Origin of the sequence: Porcincola intestinalis (genome assembly GCF_009696445.1) — a bacterium.
GTDB classification, from domain to species: Bacteria; Bacillota; Clostridia; order Lachnospirales; family Lachnospiraceae; genus Porcincola; species Porcincola intestinalis.
In genome coordinates this window covers 1-16,194 of sequence record NZ_VULZ01000004.1, presented here as the reverse complement: position 1 = coordinate 16,194, position 16,194 = coordinate 1, and the positions used below count along the sequence as shown (strand labels likewise).

The following is a 16,194-nucleotide window of genomic DNA, read 5'->3' as shown; positions in this document are numbered from 1 at the left end:
ACTTGCTCAGAGTCCTCTTTTTGTGAAGGCGACGAGCCAGACCATGATGCTAGCTTGCTTGCAGATCATGGCGCCTGGCGAAGCAACATTTTACAGGACGTCAGGAAAACAGGATGGATTCGGCCGGCAGGAGCCGGGCGGTGCAAAGAATGGGATCAGGCTGGGCAAGTGCCAGTCTGTCAGGGGGAACGATGAGGCTTGACAAGTATTTGAAGGTGAGCAGGCTGGTGAAGCGCAGGACGGTAGCCAACGAGGCCTGCGACGCTGGCCGTGTGATGATCAACGGGAAAACGGCGAAGGCATCTGCCGAGGTAAAGGTTGGAGATGTGATTGAGATCGGCTTTGGAAACCGCAGCGTGAAGGCGGAGGTTCTGGCTGTTCAGGATGCTGTCCGGAAGGAGGATGCACAGGAGCTGTTCCGGTATCTGTGAGCGGTCGGATCTGCTTGGGCTGGAGCAGCATTCTCGAAAGCAGCATAGCGAGGGACATGATTGTCGTCATCAGGAGGCATCAGGGGCGTCATCAGGGGATCAGCAGGGGCCGACACCGGGAAGATTGGGTGTTGAAACATCGGCCATTTCAGGCTATGATAGAACCACTATTGATCGGATGCGCCTGATGCGCATAGGGGAAGAATCGGGTTTGCCAGGTCCTGTCTGGGGAGGCAGGAGAGGCGGATTGATAAGGGGATGAGGACAGATGTCGAGAGGGAAGACACGTGCCGTGACAAAAAAGAACAGAAGCGGCATGGTACTGATTATGGTAGTGGTATCGATTCTGATGGTCGTGCTGCTGTCGCGCTGTGTTGTGCTGAAGCAGCGGAACGCCGCCTACGCGGATGAGATTGCATCTCTTGAGGAGCAGTACACGGAGGAAGAGGGCAGAAGCAAACAGATCGAGTCTTACAAGGCGTACACGAAGACCGATTCGTACGTGGAGAAGACGGCCAGAGAAAAGTTCGGCCTGGTTTATCCGGATGAGACGATCTTCCGGGAGGAAAAGTAAGGGAACCTGTGTCTGAAGGGCGCACTGCTGGCGGGAGCCGGCAGCGCGCTTTTTTTGAAGACGGCGACCGTTTTCCGGCAGAGGGACCGGTCTGAATGAAAGACAATCTGGCTGTGCGTGCAGCCGGTGCGGGGGAAGAACAGCATGACGGATGCGTTTCGGTTTGAGCAGAAAATCCGGAATATGATGAAGCGCTGCAGGATGGTCAGTCCCGGTCAGCGGATGCTTGCGGCGGTTTCAGGCGGTGCGGACTCAGTCTGTCTGCTTGCCGTTCTTCATGTACTTGCGCCGGAGCTTTCCTTCAGCCTCGAGGCGGTTCATGTTGAGCATGGAATCCGCGGGGAGGAGAGCCTGCAGGACTGTGCGTATGTGGAGAAGCTGTGCGGGGAGCTGGGAGTCCGGCTCACGGTGCGGCATATCCATGTGCCGGAGCTTGCGCGGAAAAGCGGACGGACAGAGGAGGAGGAGGCGCGGATTCAGCGCTACCGGATCTTTGAGGAGACGGCAGAGCAGTGCGGGGCTCAGCGGGTGGCGGTTGCTCATCATCTGGGAGACCAGGCGGAGACGGTGCTCTGGAATCTGATCCGGGGAAGCGGTCTGAGGGGGCTGCGGGGGATTCTGCCGGTTCGCCCGCTCCGGGACGGGCAGGCAGCGTCTCCCCTGGTAGTGAGGCCGCTCCTGGAAACATCCAGGGAGGAGATTGAGCAGTACCTGGAGACACGCGGGCTGTCATATCGGACAGACCGGACAAATCTGGACAAAACGGTGACACGCAATAAAATCCGTCATGACATTCTGCCGGATCTGATAAAGCTGAATGCACAGGCGCCGCGTCATATCGCGCAGGCGGCGGAGGAGGCGGCGGAGGCTGAGGCGTACCTGGAGCGGGTGACGGCACGGGCGGCAGAAGGGTGTATTCACTGCCGGGCGAACGGGCAGCCGGTTCTCCTGCTGGAGCCCTGGCAGAAGGAGGAACCGTTCATCCGGCACAGGCTGCTGAGAGAGTGCATCCGCCGGGCGTCAGAGCATGGAAGCCTGAAGGACATCGGCGCCGTCCATGTGGAAGCACTGATGGGACTTGCCTGCGGCGGAGGAGAGAAATCGGTCAGCCTTCCCGGAGGACTGACTGCTGTCCGGGCGTATGGGCAGATCCGCTTTCTGTCAGGAGCGGCAGCGCTTTCCGGGGAAGCGCTGCCTGCAGCCGGGACTGTGCTGCCTGCAACCGGGACGGCACTGCCGGTATCCGGGGCACTATACGCGCAGGATGCCCGGCCGGGAGAGAGATGGGTGGAGGTTCCATTTCCGGGCAGGCAGGTGGTCCGCTACGGCGGGTACTGCTTTTCGCTTGTGTGCGGCTGTGCAGAAGAGAACGGGATCTGTATCCCGAAGAAGCGGTTCACGAAATGGATTGCGTATGCTACAATAGCCCAAAAAGAGTCGCAAAAGCTCTGTTTCCGCACGAGAAGGCCGGGAGATGTGCTGGTTGTCCGGCAGGATGGAAGCAGAAAGAAGCTGTCTGATTATCTGATCGATGAGAAGATTCCGTCGTCGCTGCGGGACCGGGTCGTGCTCCTTGCGATCGGGAGCGAGGTGCTGTGGGTGGCCGGAATGCGGATCAGCGAAAAGGCAAGGGTAACGCCGGGCAGCGCATATGTGAAGGTGTCGTGCAGCACTTTGGAAGGCCAGGAGGTTGAAGATGAAAGAGAATGTCAGTGTACTGATTCCTGAGGATAAGGTAGCGGAGCGCATATCGCAGCTGGCGGAGGAGATCAGCCGCGACTATGCGGGGAAGACGGTTCACCTGATCGGAATCCTGAAGGGATCGGTCTTCTTCGTATGCGAGCTGGCGAAGAGGCTGACGATCCCGGTCACGATGGATTTCATGTCGGTTTCCAGCTACGGATCGGGGACAAGGTCAACGGGCGTCGTCAAGCTGATCAAGGATCTGGATGATTCGATCATGGACAAGGACGTGCTCGTTGTGGAGGACATCATCGATTCCGGCCACACCCTGAGCTATCTGCTGAAAAACCTTCAGAGCAGAAAGCCGGCTTCCATAAAGCTTTGTACGCTGCTGGATAAGCCGGACAGACGGGAATGTGAGGTCTATGTCGACTACCAGGGATTCCAGATTCCGGACGAGTTTGTCATCGGATACGGGCTGGATTATGACCAGAGATACCGCAATCTTCCTTATATCGGGGTCATGCATCTGGAGGAAGAGTGAGGGACCGGAAGCATGTGCCGCCAGACGAGAAGGCAGTGATACATCTGAGGAGAGCACCCGTCTGAGAGGGCGGATATCGGAGACAAAAGGAGCCACAGGACTTGAACAGGAATACGAGAAACGCCGGGATCGGTATCTATATACTGGTCGGAATGATGCTGATCTTTCTGATCTTTGCTTTCCGTGACCGCTTCAACGGACGGAGCGATATGACGGAGCAGCAGCTTTCCCAGATGCTGGAGGACGGGAAGGTCTCCCATGTGGAGATCGTACAGAACGAGGAGGTGCCGACGGGGTCGCTTCTCGTGACGACGACGGAGAATGAAGTCCGCTCTGTGAATGTGACGGACGTCAATGCCGCGAAGGCAAAACTCGAGAAATATGATATCTCCATCACGACGGACGATGTGTCCCGCCGGGGAACCGTCTTTTCCTATATCTATCCGATTGTGATGATGGCCATCATGCTGGTGTTCTTTCTGATGATGCTCAGCCGCCAGAACGGAGGCGCCGGCACGACGATGACCAACTTTGGAAAAAGCCGTGCAAGGATCTTCATGCCGGACGCAAAGAAGGCGACATTTGCCGATGTAGCCGGACTGGAGGAGGAAAAGGAAGATCTGGGAGAGATTGTCGAGTTCCTCCGGGAACCGCAGAAGTTCCTGAAGCTTGGCGCGAGAATTCCCAAGGGTGTTCTGCTTGTCGGTCCTCCGGGTACCGGAAAAACGCTTCTGGCAAGAGCCGTGGCAGGAGAGGCGGGAGTCCCCTTCTTCTCCATTTCCGGGTCGGATTTTGTGGAAATGTTTGTCGGTGTCGGCGCATCCCGCGTCCGGGATCTGTTTACGGAAGCAAAGAAAAACCAGCCCTGCATCGTCTTCATCGATGAGATCGATGCGGTCGGCCGCCGCAGGGGAACCGGCATGGGCGGCGGGCATGATGAGCGGGAGCAGACGCTCAATCAGCTGCTCGTGGAGATGGACGGATTCTCTGCCAATGAGGGGATCATCGTCATGGCAGCGACAAACCGGATGGATATTCTGGACCCGGCGCTGTTGCGCGCGGGCCGCTTTGACCGCCAGGTGACGGTCGGAAGGCCGGATGTGCGCGGCAGGGAGGAAATTCTGCAGGTACATGCCAAGGACAAGCCGCTGGCGGACAATGTGGACCTGAAGACGGTCGCCCGCACGACTGCCGGGTTTACGGGAGCGGATCTCGAGAATCTGATGAACGAGTCCGCCATCCTGGCGGCGAAGGATGACCGGATGTACATCTCCCAGAAGGATATCAACCAGGCCTTCATCCGGATCGGCATCGGAGCGGAGAAGCACAGCAGAGTGATGTCCGAGGAGGACAGGCGGATCACAGCCTATCACGAATCTGGACATGCCATTCTGTTCCATGTGCTTCCGGGAGTCGGACCTGTGCATACGGTTTCGATCATTCCGACCGGGAGAGGCGCCGCCGGGTATACGATGCCGCTTCCTGAGAAGGACGAGATGTACGAGACGAAGGGGCGGATGTTCCAGGAGATTGTGGTCAGCCTGGGAGGCCGCGCGGCGGAAGAGCTGGTCATCGGCGATGTGACGACAGGTGCGTCGGAGGATATCCGTCAGGCAACACGGACTGCTCGTGCGATGGTCACGAAGTACGGCTTCTCGGAGAAGCTGGGGCTGATCAATTACGAGCAGGATGACAATGAGATCTTTATCGGAAGAGACCTTGGCCACACCAGGGAGTACAGTGAGCGGATTGCCTCTCTGATCGATGAGGAGGTCCAGAAGCTGATCGACGCTGCCTATGAAAAGGCGAAGGAAATCCTCTCCGGGCACAGGGACGTGCTGGACCGTTCGGCGGCGCTTTTGATGGAGAAGGAGAAGCTGAGCAGGGAAGAGTTCGAAGCACTTTTCGACTGACCAGTGCGGCAGGCAGGGACGGAAAGCTGCAGTCCTGCCTTGTGCGGACGTTTGCTCCGGGCCAGACCAGTGCGGTGGGCAGGGACGGGATGATGCTGACCTTCCTTGTGCGGACGTTTGCTCCGGGCCAGACCAGTGCGGCGGGCAGGGACGGGCAGCTGCGCCCTGCACTGTGCGGAAGTACGGCCGCAATGTGCGGGCGGAGTGCGGAATTGAGAGATAACAGGATCTGGGAAGAGGGCGGTGCCGGGCGCGCTGCCCTCTCTTGGGCGTGACGGATCGGAAACGTTACCAGAACGGACAGCGATCGACGATTAGGCGGCTGCCTGAGGCTGCCGGGAAGAGACAACAGCGTGACGGGAAAAACATACAGTGAGTCTTTGAAGTGTGCAAAATACGTTATGAACATGCTGCCTGTGCTGAACACAGACGCATTGTTTTCAGACCTTTCGGAGAACTATGTCACTCCGATGGAGCCGGATGCCGGCGATGAGGTGACGGTCAGGGTCCGGACAGCCAGGGCGAATGTCGACGAGGTCTGGCTTGTCAGCGGCGAAAGAAAACTACGCATGCATCTGGAGAAAACGCAGGGGGTTTTTGATTATTACAAAACCTCCTTTGTGATGCCGGACCAGATGCTTCTGTACTATTTTGAGATCTGGAGCGGGAAGACAATGATCTGTCTGCTGCGCTCCGGGGTGGCGGATGCGCCGGACGAACATTTCTTTTTCAGGGTCTGTCCGAATTTCCATACGCCTGCCTGGGCGAAGGGTGCGGTGATGTACCAGATTTTCACAGACAGGTTCTGCAACGGCAGCCCGGCGAACGACCCGCTGACGGACGAATACCGGTATATCGGGCAGAATATCCGCCATGTGGACGACTGGGACAGACGCCCGGAGAGCATGGATGTCCGCAATTTCTACGGCGGGGACCTTGAAGGGGTGCGCCAGAAGTTGGATTATCTGCAGAATCTGGGGGTTGAGGTTCTCTATTTCAACCCGCTGTTTGTCTCACCCTCCAACCACAAGTATGACACGCAGGATTACGAGCACATCGACCCGCATTTTACCGGGTTTGTGAAGGACGAGGGAGTGCTTCTGACCGACGGACGCACGGAGAACCGGGATGCGGAGCGCTATATCTGCCGGACGACACGGAAGGAAAACCTGGAGGCAGCGGATGCGTACTTTGCGGATTTTGTGCGCGAGGTACACGCCAGAGGCATGAAGGTCATCCTGGATGGTGTGTTCAATCACTGCGGATCCTTCAACCGCTGGCTTGACCGGGAACAGATCTATGAGCATTCCGGTGAATGGGAGAAGGGGGCTTACGTTAGCGCAGACAGTCCGTACCGGCGGTACTTTCATTTTCAGAATGAGAATGCCTGGCCGTACAATGCTACATACGAGGGCTGGTGGAACCATGACACGCTTCCGAAACTGAACTATGATGAGTCGCCGGAGCTGGTGGATGCGATTTTAAGGATTGCGGCGAAATGGGTCTCTCCGCCTTACTGTGCGGATGGATGGCGCCTTGATGTGGCCGCGGATCTCGGACATTCCATAGAGTACAACCACCGGTTCTGGAGGATGTTCCGGCAGGCTGTGCGGAAGGCCAACCCGGATGCACTGATTCTGGCGGAGCACTATGGATCTGCGTGGGACTGGCTGCTCGGGGATCAGTGGGACAGCATCATGAACTATGACGCGTTCATGGAACCGGTGAGCTGGTTCTTCACCGGAATGGAGAAGCATTCGGACGAATTTCTGCCCGACCAGGTCGGTAATGCTGACAGCTTTTTTGGCGCGATGCGGTACCATACGTCCAATATGATGGAGCCCTCGCTGCTCACGGCGATGAACGAGCTTTCCAACCACGATCATTCCCGTTTCCTGACCCGGACGAACCACAAGGTCGGCAGGGTTGGAAACTTCAACTATGATGCCGCGTCGGACGGCGTCAGCTGCGGCGTGATGCGGCAGGCGGTTCTGTGTCAGATGACCTGGCCGGGGGCGCCGACGATCTACTACGGGGACGAGGCAGGTGTCTGCGGATTTACGGACCCGGACAACCGGAGAACATACCCCTGGGGGCATGAAAACCAGGAGATGATCGCCTATACAAGAGATGTCATTGCGCTGAGAAAGGCGTATCCGGTGCTGCGGACCGGATCGCTGTGCTATCTGCACGGGGAGCGGAACTGCATCGCCTATGCCCGGTTTGACAGCCGCGAGACGGTGATCGTGATCTTCTCGATCCACCCGGAGAATATGATCGTGTCGCTTCCTGTCTGGCAGGCGGAGACAGCGATGGAGTGCAGCGTCAGGCGTGTATTTCAGACAAATGAGGAGGGCTACAGCCTCGAGGAGAAGGAGCTGGAGGTCAGCAGGGGAAGGCTTTCCCTGACTCTTGCACCGATGAGCGCGGAGGTGTTTGTATATGAGAACCATGAAGGGTCTTACCATTGAACGGATTGAACAGGTCACGGGCGGTGTTCTCCATATGTCTGTCCTGACAAAGGCAGGCATCTTTGCAAGCTTTGAGCGGGAAACGCTGCGGAAGGGAAGCCCGCGTGCCCGCTGGGGGTTCGGGGCGATGCTGCAGCGAGAGGTGTCGGATATCGTGACGGACAGCCGCAAGGCCGGGCCGGGCTCGCTCTTCGGCGCCATTCAGGGGGAGCGGGTGGATGGACACAGGTTCATCGCGCAGGTCTTTGACCAGGGGGCGATCTGTGTGCTTTCAGAGCGCGATCTAACAAAAGAGGAGCTGATTTCGGACGCGGCGATTCAGGCTGCCCAGACTGTGGAAACTGGCGTTTCGCAGATGTCGGAATGGAAGGAGAATCCGAAGGAAGCCAGGCGGGAGCGGTTTGTGAAATCGTTCCAGGGAAAACCGGAGAACGAAACCGGACTGCTGCACATCGAAGCAGGGACCACGCAAGCGGGAGCGGGGGACGCAGCCGCAGCACCAGCAGGATCAGGAAATCAAGCCTCAGCGCCTGCCGGAGCAGGGAATGCTGCTGTGGCGGCCGGGGAGGTCCTGCCGGCAGGACCGGGCAGTGCCGCCGGAGGCCTTGGCATCGCACCGGACGGGACAATTCCGAGATTCTGGATCGAGGTTACGGACACACAGGAAGCGCTCCGGAAGATCGCGGAGGAGTATCTGAAAATCCTGGGCACGCCGGTTGTGGGGATCACCGGGTCGGTCGGCAAGACAAGCACCAAGGAAATGATTGCCTCTGTGCTTCAGACGCATTACAGGATACTGAAGACGGAGGGCAACTTCAACAATGGCCTGGGGCTTCCGCTCACCGTCTTCCGGCTTCGGGAGGAGCATGAAATCGCCGTGCTGGAGATGGGCGTCAGTCATTTCGGAGACATGGATCAGCTGGCGCGGATCGCCCGGCCGGACACGATGGTGATTACGAATATCGGAACCTGCCATCTTGAGTTCCTCAAGGACAGAGACGGCATCATGCGGGCAAAGACTGAGGTGTTCCGGTACATGAAGCCGTCAGGACATGTCATCCTGAATGGAAATGATGACAAGCTGCGCACGATAGGGGAAGTAAACGGGAACAGGCCGCTGTGGTTTGGTGTCGCGTCCGACACGGAAGGGACAGAGGATCTGTGTGTCGGGGAGAAGATGGACTATCCGGGCAATCTTCCGGCGTCCGGTCTCGTCTGCGCGGCTGATATCAGACCGCTGGGCTTCGAGGGAACACGCTGCACGATCCGGACACCGAAGGGCAGCTTCGAGGTGAAGGTTCCGGTTCCGGGACTTCACAATGTCTCGAATGCCGCGGCCGCGGCAGCTGTCGGTCTGGTCTATGGCCTGTCCCTCGAGGAGATCCGGAAGGGAATTGAGTCGGCGGAGACGATATCCGGCCGGTTCCGCATCCTGAAGACGGAAGACTGCACCGTGATCGATGACTGCTACAACGCCAACCCGGTATCGATGAAATCCTCCCTTTCCGTTCTTTCAGGGGGTAAGCCGGAGGAAGGACGCCGTGTCGCCATTCTTGGCGATATGGGGGAGCTGGGGGAGAATGAAGTCGCTCTCCACAAAGAGGTCGGCGCGTACGCGGTCGGCAGCTGTGACCGTCTGATCGCGATCGGAACACTCTCACGCCAGCTCTATGAGGAGGCCCTTCAGAATAAACCGGCACTTTCGGCTTCCTGGTACCCGGATGTGGACAGCTTCCTTGAAAAGAAGGACGAGGAAGTGAAAAAGGGTGATATCGTGCTCGTGAAGGCCAGCCACTTTATGGGATTCTCCAGAATTGTGGAGGCGCTGACAAAGTCTGCCAGGGGCTGAATCTCTGAAAGACGGTATGCTCCCGGCGATGGTCATCGGGCCTTCAGGGCAGCCGGCGGGCATAGCCTGCGAACTTGAAAGGAAGAAGAGGAGACATATTTGTATATTGTGGCAGGGCTCGGTAATCCGGGCGGAAAATATGAACATACTCGTCACAACTGCGGGTTTGAGGTGATTGACATTCTGGCGGAGCGGTACCGGATTGAGGTCAGCGACAGAAAATTCAAGGCGCTCTGCGGAAATGGGCTCATTGAGGGGCAGAAGGTGCTTCTGATGAAGCCGCAGACCTTCATGAACCTCTCCGGAGAAGCCGTGCAGCAGGCGGTGACTTTTTACAAGGCGGATCCTGCCAGTCAGCTGATCGTGCTGTATGATGACATCAGTCTTCAGCCGGGCACCATCCGGATCCGGGAGAAGGGATCGGCCGGCGGTCACAATGGCATCAAAAACATCATCCAGATGCTGGGGGATGATCACTTCCTGCGGATCAAGATCGGCACCGGCGGCAAGCCGGAGGGCTGGGATCTGGCAGACTATGTGCTGGGACGCTTTCCTTCTTCCGTTCAGGTGACGATGACGGAGGCCTTCGAGCGGGCATCGCGCGCGGCGGCGGCGCTGATGACGGAACCTGCGGAGAAGGTGATGAGCACGTATAACCGGAAGGTTTCGATATGATGAAGGCACTTTACGCCCCGATGCTGGAGCTGGAGCAGTTCCGGCGGCTTCGGGACGATCTGAAAAAAACAGCCGGCATGCATCTGGTTTCCGGCTGCATCGATTCCCAGAAGACACATCTGATCGCATGTCTGTCGCAGGACTATCCGGTCTCGATGATCATCGCATCCAATGATCTGAGGGCGAGGGAGATCTACGAGAATTATCAGCTGTTCAGCAGCCGGGTTCTGCTGTATCCGGCGAGGGATGTCCTGTTTTTCCAGGCAGATGTTCAGAGTATGCAGCAGACGACGGAGAGAGTCAGGGTCATGAAGGCCCTGGCTTCCTCGTCGTCTGCGGATTCCGGGGAGAACGGACTCACGGTGATCGTCACGCTTCCGGCGCTGATGAGCCACTGCATGCCGGCGGAGCGCTGGGTGGATGCAATCCGTTCCTTCAGCGAGGGGGACGAGATCAGCCTGACGGAGGAGCAGCAGGAGCTTTCAAGAATCGGCTATGAGAAATGCGAGGAAGTGCAGCAGCCCGGACAGTATGCGGTCAGGGGAGGCATTCTCGATATCTATCCGCTGACGGAGGAAAATCCTGTCCGGATTGAGTTGTGGGGAGATGAGATCGATTCAATCCGGAACTTCGATGCGCAGTCGCAGCGGACGATCGACAACATTGCCTCTGTCTATGTGTACCCGGCGTCTGAATTTGTGACAACGGATGAGATTACCCGTGAGGGCCTTCTGAAGCTTTCAAAGGAGACGGCGAAGGTTTCAAAGAAGTTCCGTGACCGGCACATGAGCGAGGAGGCCTTCCGGGTGTCCGAAATCCTGAACGTGGCGAAGGAACGTCTCGAGGATTTCGGCGACACCACGGTCATGGAAGGGTTCTGCGATTACTTTTATCCGGATGCTGTGTCGCTGCTTGACTATTTTCCGGCAAACACGCCGATCTTCATCGATGAGCCGGCGAAGGCGGAGGAGAGCGCGAAGGAGACGGAGGCGGAATTTCAGGACAGCATCACGCACCGCATGGAGAAGGGATATGCGGTCCCGGGACAGGCAGACATTCTGTTTACGCCGAAGCGGATGATCAGCCGCCTCTCTGAGCGTCATCTGTGCGGACTCAGCATCACGACAGGCGGGAAAAATGGATTTCCGGCAGGTGAAAAATATGATATTTCCGCCGCCGGGACCGGAAGCTACAACAGCGATTTTTCGATGCTGATCAAGGACCTGGAGCATTACCGCAAAAACCGCTGGCGGGTCGTGCTGCTGTCGGCATCCAGAACCAGGGGAAAGCGTCTGGCGCAGGATATCACCGGGCGGGACATCCCGGCGTTCTACTCGGAGGACGCAGACAGGGAGCTGAAGGGCGGCGAGATCATGATCACTGCAGGCGCCTCCCACCGGGGATATGAGTACCCGATGCTGAAATTCGCCGTTCTGTCCGAGAGTGATATCTTTGGAACCCAGAACCGCAAGCCGGCACGGAAAAAGAAGTATCAGGGGAAGACCATCGCGTCGTTCACGGATCTTCATACAGGCGACTATGTGGTCCATGAGAACCATGGGATCGGCGTGTACAGGGGCGTCGAGAAGGTCACGGTGGACGGCGTCCAGAAGGATTACATGAAAATCGAGTACGCCGGCGGGTCGAACCTCTATGTCCTGGCGACGCAGCTCGACATGATTCAGAAGTATGCGGACGCGGACAGCAAGGCGCCGAAGATCTCAAAGCTGGGCGGAACGGAGTGGACCCGGACAAAGGGGCGTGTGAAGGCGGCGGTCGAGGAGGTCGCGCAGGAACTGGTCGATCTGTACGCGGTCCGCCAGAATCAGAAGGGTCACTCGTTCCCGCCGGACAACGAATGGCAGCATGAATTCGAGGAGCTGTTTCCATTTGAGGAGACACAGGATCAGCTGCAGGCGATTGAGGACACCAAGAAGGACATGGAGTCGGACAAGATCATGGACCGACTCGTCTGCGGGGATGTCGGCTACGGCAAGACGGAGATTGCCATCCGTGCCGCATTCAAGGCCGTGCAGGATGGAAAACAGGTCGCCTACCTGGTGCCGACAACCATTCTGGCGCAGCAGCACTACAATACCTTCACACAGCGGATGAAGGATTATCCGGTCAATGTCGGGCTGCTCTGCCGCTTCCGCTCGAAGTCCGAGCAGGCGCAGACAATCCGGGATCTGAAGGAGGGCGTGTGTGACATTGTCATCGGGACGCACCGGCTTCTGTCGAAGGATGTGCAGTTTCACAGCCTTGGTCTTCTGGTCATCGACGAGGAACAGCGCTTCGGCGTGACGCACAAGGAGAAGATCAAGGAAATGAAAAAGAATGTCGATGTCCTGACGCTGACGGCGACGCCGATCCCGCGCACGCTGCACATGAGTCTGGTCGGCATTCGCGACATGAGCGTGCTGGAGGAAGCGCCGCAGGACAGGCTGCCGGTTCAGACATTTGTCATGGAGTACAGTGAGGAGACCATCCGCGAAGCGATCGCAAGGGAAATGGCGCGCGGAGGACAGGTTTACCTGGTCTACAATCATGTATCGACAATCTCCGACATGGCGAAGCGCGTGCAGGACATGGTGCCGTCAGCGCGTGTCTCCTATGCGCACGGGCGCATGAACGCGGAGCAGATCGAGGACATCATGTATGACTTCGTGAACGGCGATGTGGATGTCTTGGTCACGACGACCATCATCGAGACCGGACTTGACATTGCGAATGTCAACACGATCATCATCTGCGATGCAGACCGGATGGGTCTTTCGCAGCTCTACCAGCTGCGCGGAAGAGTCGGCCGGTCGAACCGGACGGCCTATGCGTTTCTGATGTACCGGAGGAACAAGCTGCTCAAGGAGACAGCGGAAAAAAGGCTCTCGGCAATCCGGGAGTACACCGAGCTGGGATCCGGTTTCCGCATCGCGATGAGAGATCTGGAGATCCGGGGCGCCGGCAACATGCTTGGCAAGGCGCAGAGCGGACACATGGCAGAGGTCGGGTACGACCTGTACTGCAAGCTGCTGAATGAGTCGGTCATGGCACTGAAGGGAGAAAATATTGAATCGACTGAATTTGATACATCAATTGATCTTGACGTCGATGCCTTCATTCCGCCCACCTATGTGCTGAACGAGGTGCAGAAGCTGAATCTCTACAAGCGGATCGCCTCGATCAGTACACAAGATGAGTATGAAGACATGCTGGACGAGCTGATGGACCGGTTCGGAGAGCCCCCGAAGAGTGTCCAGAGTCTTTTGTCGATTGCGCTGCTGAAGGCTCAGGCACATGCGCTAGGCATCACGGAGCTGACGCAGAAGGATGATGAGATCCATCTGATCTTCTATGAGAAGGCGAAGATCAGTCCGGACAAGGTCAGTGATTTTCTGAAAAACAGCCGGGGACGGTTCCGGTTTGTGGTTGGCAAAAAGCCGTATTTCTCCTGCCAGCTGGCAAAGAAGAACGGGAAGCGGGAGGATGTTCTTCAGGCTGCGGGACGGATGCTGACAGAGGTGAAGGACGGCATGCTCGAGGAGCACGGTTGAGGCCCCAACACGCGCCAACACGTGCCAACACACGCCCGGCATTCTGGAGGAGCATGGGTGAGGCAGCAGAGATATGCCCTTATGACCGGGACAGCTGCCCCTCGATACGGCAGGGCGTGCTGCCTTCGAAACGGTTGCAGACCGAATATGGATTCGGTATAATTAACAGGTTCTTATCAAAGTATAGAAACCACCGGCTGATGAGTGTGGAAGGCTGCGGGAGAGCGTGGCTTTCATACATATGGGATGTGTTTCAGGCCGGCGGGATAGAGATCTGGAGGATTCAGAGCCATGGAAAAATTGGGGAAGAAGGGACTGGCGCTTCTGCTCTGCGCCGGTCTGGGCGCATCGATGCTGACCGGCTGCGGAAAGAAGGCAGAGGCAGCCGCGATGTTCACATACAACGGCGAAGCGGTCGACAACAACGTCGCCACCTTCCTGTTCAGACTGCAGGAAGCTTCATTTGACACCTCATACGGCAATATGTTTGCCCAGTATTACGGAAGCGCGAATGTCTGGGACATGGATCTGACCGGCCAGGGTTCGACCTACGGGGAAACCTTCAAGGATGAGTTCAAGAAGACGATGGAGAAGCTTCTGGTGGCGCAGGATCACGCGGCGGATTACAAGATCACGCTGAGCGATGCGGAAGAGAAGAGCATCGCGGACGCAGCGGACAAGTTCATCGCCGCTAACAGCGAGAAGACGCTGGAGGATATGTCCGCAACCAGGGATGTCGTGATCAAGGCACTTGAGATGAAGACGATCCAGAAGAAGGTTGAGGACGAGGTCGGAAAGACAGCCGATACGGAGGTGAGCGACGAGGAAGCCGCACAGAGAAAGGTTTCCTACATCAGCTACACGCCGACTACCGAGACCGAGAGTGAATCGGAGGGATTATCCGAGGCCGGGACGGAGGCGGATGCTCAGAATACAACTGAGGCAGATTCCACTGTCACGCCGACAGCATCCGAGGCGGAGACAGCCGTCGAGACGGAGAAGTCCGAGAAGACGAAGTCCGCGGCATCTGAGACAGAGGCGAAGGCTGCGGAAGCTTCGACAGAAGCAGCAACGACAGAGGCACTGGCAGAGAGCGAGACGGAGACCGAGAGCCCCGAGATGCAGGCAGCCCGCAGGAAGTACAAGGCGATGGCTGAGGAGGAGCTGGAGAAGATCAAAGATTCCGGCAGAGAGTTCTCTGAATATATGGATGAAGTCTCCAAGGAGAAGGTTGCAGGCGTCACCGCCTCCTCGATGACATTCGGAAAGAATGATTCCTATCCGGCGTCCGAGATCATCAAGGCCACGAACGATCTGGAGGACAATACACTGGTTGATCATCTTGTCGAGGCGAATAACAACTACTATATCCTCTATGTGAACGAGAAGCTCGATAAGGACGCGACCGAATCGAAGAAGAAGCAGATCATCGAAGAGCGCAAGCAGACAGCGGTGGATGACCAGTATACAGAATGGGAAAAAGACGTAAAGTTTGAAACAGACAGCGACGCGTTCGGGAAGCTGACTTTCGACCGCGCATACACGGCTCCGGCTTCGGCGGACACAGAGGCAGCCGCTGCGGGGACCGAGTCAGCCGGAACAGAAAGCTACGGAACGGAAGCCGGTGCAGTTCAGGGCACTGAAGCGGAGAATGGTCAGACGGAAACGGCTGCAGTGGAAGCCGCGGAAAACTGAGAAATCAAAACCAGACGATGGACATGAGGGGCGAGACATGAAATTACTGGAAGATCGCATCAGAAAAGACGGAGTCGTGAAACCTGGAAATATCCTGAAAGTGGACAGCTTCCTGAATCACCAGATGGATGTGGAGCTGTTCAACAAGATGGGAGAGGAGTTCAAGCGTCTTTATGCGGACGCGCCGATCACCAAGATCCTGACAATCGAGGCATCGGGAATCGGAATCGCCTGTATCGCGGCGCAGCATTTCCATGTGCCGGTCGTGTTCGCCAAGAAGTCCCAGAGCGTGAACCTGGACGGTGAGATGTACACGGCAAAGATTGAGTCCTTCACGCACAAGAGAACGTACGATGTTATCGTCGCAAAGAAGTTTATCAGCCCGGATGACCACATCCTGATCATCGACGATTTCCTTGCCAACGGCTGCGCGTGCCTTGGACTGATTGACATTATCCGGAGTGCCGGCGCAACGGTGGAGGGAGTCGGAATCGCGGTTGAGAAGGGCTTTCAGAAGGGTGGAGAGCTGATTCGAAAGCAGGGAATTCGCGTGGAGTCTCTCGCCATCATCGAGAGGATGGACGATGTGACAGGAGAGATCACGTTCCGCAGCTGATGGATTGAGTTGGTTGAAGCAAAAAGAAAAGGGAAAGAATCAGAAAACCGGTTCTGCAGGAAATTTGCTGTGCTACCCGTCAAGAGGACAGTGAATAATTAAAAAGTTTTGTGCCGCCAGTCGAATGATCGACTGGCGGTATTCTTATGCCGCTACATAATAGTTCTCATGGTATTCAACAGGGGTCATGAG

The 16,194-nt window shown here is 57.1% G+C and carries 12 protein-coding genes; all 12 read left to right on the top strand.

The annotated features are described in order from the left end of the window. The first annotated feature begins 191 nt into the window (after positions 1-191). Positions 192-431 carry an RNA-binding S4 domain-containing protein gene (locus tag FYJ35_RS04985; protein WP_154524428.1) on the top strand — a complete coding sequence of 80 codons (240 nt, stop codon included), beginning with the start codon at positions 192-194 and terminating at the stop codon, positions 429-431. Positions 432-699: 268 nt separating this feature from the next. Next, entirely contained in the window at positions 700-1,005 is a 306-nt protein-coding gene (locus tag FYJ35_RS04980) for an FtsB family cell division protein (RefSeq protein ID WP_154524071.1), read from the top strand. Between the two features lie 144 nt (positions 1,006-1,149). Beyond that, entirely contained in the window at positions 1,150-2,733 is a 1,584-nt protein-coding gene (gene tilS / locus FYJ35_RS04975; RefSeq protein WP_154524068.1) for a tRNA lysidine(34) synthetase TilS, read from the top strand. Continuing rightward, entirely contained in the window at positions 2,702-3,232 is a 531-nt protein-coding gene (gene hpt, locus FYJ35_RS04970) for a hypoxanthine phosphoribosyltransferase (RefSeq protein ID WP_154524065.1), read from the top strand. Before tilS ends, hpt begins: the two co-directional genes overlap by 32 nt. Before the next feature lie 101 nt (positions 3,233-3,333). Then, entirely contained in the window at positions 3,334-5,145 is a 1,812-nt protein-coding gene (gene ftsH / locus FYJ35_RS04965) for an ATP-dependent zinc metalloprotease FtsH (RefSeq protein WP_328597043.1), read from the top strand. A gap of 41 nt (positions 5,146-5,186) precedes the next feature. After that, positions 5,187-5,420, top strand: coding sequence for a hypothetical protein (locus tag FYJ35_RS04960; protein ID WP_205839718.1), 234 nt, complete (start codon positions 5,187-5,189; stop codon positions 5,418-5,420). Positions 5,421-5,546: 126 nt separating this feature from the next. Next, complete coding sequence (locus FYJ35_RS04955; protein WP_408634760.1) at positions 5,547-7,616, top strand: glycoside hydrolase family 13 protein; 2,070 nt, start codon at positions 5,547-5,549, stop codon at positions 7,614-7,616. Next, the gene (locus tag FYJ35_RS04950; protein ID WP_154524059.1) at positions 7,588-9,465 is read left to right on the top strand and encodes a UDP-N-acetylmuramoyl-tripeptide--D-alanyl-D-alanine ligase; all 1,878 of its coding nucleotides are present in this window, start codon (positions 7,588-7,590) and stop codon (positions 9,463-9,465) included. Before FYJ35_RS04955 ends, FYJ35_RS04950 begins: the two co-directional genes overlap by 29 nt. Positions 9,466-9,564: 99 nt before the next feature. Next, complete coding sequence (gene pth, locus FYJ35_RS04945; RefSeq protein WP_154524056.1) at positions 9,565-10,140, top strand: aminoacyl-tRNA hydrolase; 576 nt, start codon at positions 9,565-9,567, stop codon at positions 10,138-10,140. Beyond that, on the top strand, positions 10,140-13,691 hold the full coding sequence (gene mfd / locus FYJ35_RS04940; RefSeq protein ID WP_154524422.1) for a transcription-repair coupling factor: 3,552 nt from the start codon (positions 10,140-10,142) through the stop codon (positions 13,689-13,691). Before pth ends, mfd begins: the two co-directional genes overlap by 1 nt. Before the next feature lie 291 nt (positions 13,692-13,982). Further along, positions 13,983-15,386, top strand: a complete 1,404-nt coding sequence (locus FYJ35_RS04935) for a hypothetical protein (protein WP_154524053.1) — start codon at positions 13,983-13,985, stop codon at positions 15,384-15,386. 37 nt (positions 15,387-15,423) lie between these two features. Beyond that, positions 15,424-16,002 (top strand): xanthine phosphoribosyltransferase, encoded by a 579-nt coding sequence (locus FYJ35_RS04930; protein ID WP_154524050.1) that lies wholly within the window; start codon positions 15,424-15,426, stop codon positions 16,000-16,002. Positions 16,003-16,194 lie beyond the last annotated feature (192 nt).

Bases quoted from the DNA above. Each gene is read 5' to 3' on its own strand.
- FYJ35_RS04980 (WP_154524071.1), top strand. From the start codon at position 700: ATGTCGAGAGGGAAGACACGTGCCGTGACAAAAAAGAACAGAAGCGGC.
- FYJ35_RS04985 (WP_154524428.1), top strand. From the start codon at position 192: ATGAGGCTTGACAAGTATTTGAAGGTGAGCAGGCTGGTGAAGCGCAGG.
- hpt (WP_154524065.1), top strand. From the start codon at position 2,702: ATGAAAGAGAATGTCAGTGTACTGATTCCTGAGGATAAGGTAGCGGAG.
- mfd (WP_154524422.1), top strand. From the start codon at position 10,140: ATGAAGGCACTTTACGCCCCGATGCTGGAGCTGGAGCAGTTCCGGCGG.
- tilS (WP_154524068.1), top strand. From the start codon at position 1,150: ATGACGGATGCGTTTCGGTTTGAGCAGAAAATCCGGAATATGATGAAG.
- FYJ35_RS04935 (WP_154524053.1), top strand. From the start codon at position 13,983: ATGGAAAAATTGGGGAAGAAGGGACTGGCGCTTCTGCTCTGCGCCGGT.
- FYJ35_RS04950 (WP_154524059.1), top strand. From the start codon at position 7,588: ATGAGAACCATGAAGGGTCTTACCATTGAACGGATTGAACAGGTCACG.
- FYJ35_RS04930 (WP_154524050.1), top strand. From the start codon at position 15,424: ATGAAATTACTGGAAGATCGCATCAGAAAAGACGGAGTCGTGAAACCT.
- FYJ35_RS04955 (WP_408634760.1), top strand. From the start codon at position 5,547: ATGAACATGCTGCCTGTGCTGAACACAGACGCATTGTTTTCAGACCTT.